The sequence below is a fragment of the Flavobacterium amnicola genome, from assembly GCF_004122165.1.
Taxonomy (GTDB): Bacteria; Bacteroidota; Bacteroidia; order Flavobacteriales; family Flavobacteriaceae; genus Flavobacterium; species Flavobacterium amnicola.
Window position 1 is genome coordinate 1 of record NZ_SBKO01000015.1, and the last position, 567, is coordinate 567.

General features: G+C 34.7%; 1 protein-coding gene. It reads left to right on the forward strand.

All coding sequences use genetic code 11. From position 1 onward, the window contains the following. Window positions 1-519 (forward strand): CAP domain-containing protein (locus EQG63_RS12150; protein ID WP_317125555.1); only part of this gene is annotated, 519 nt, incomplete at its 5' end. Window positions 520-567: the final 48 nt, after the last annotated feature.

Below are 567 nucleotides of genomic sequence, written 5' to 3' on the forward strand. Positions count from 1 at the left end.
ATAAATACACAAACTATGAACAACAGAACTTTGCCTCAGATCCTTTTATTAGTATTAGTTACACTTTCTTTATTTTCATGTTCAAAGGAAGAGGTTGCCCCAAGTGGGCCAGTGACTTTTACTCAAGTAAACGCGAAATACAATTACACAGCCGATGAATTAGAAGTATTAACGCTAATCAATAACTATCGTGCTAGCAAAGGATTAAACACATTGCAAAAAATCGATTATATCGCCACAGTAGCAGAAGGTCATGATAACTATATGATTGCTGTTGGACAAGTATCTCACAATAATTTTGCCGATCGCCACCAGGCTTTGGTAACAAATTTAGGAGCCAAAACTGTAAGTGAAAATGTAGCTTACAATTATGCTACACCACAAGGAGTATTTAATGCTTGGATGGCTAGCGACGGACATCGATTAAACATGGAGGGTGACTTTACACATTTTGGTATTGCTATACGTGCTAATGCCGATGGAAAAAAATATTACACGAATTTATTCATGAAAAAATAGTTTGTTTTGTTTATTTGATTTGAAAACCGTCAAGATTTATAAAAATCT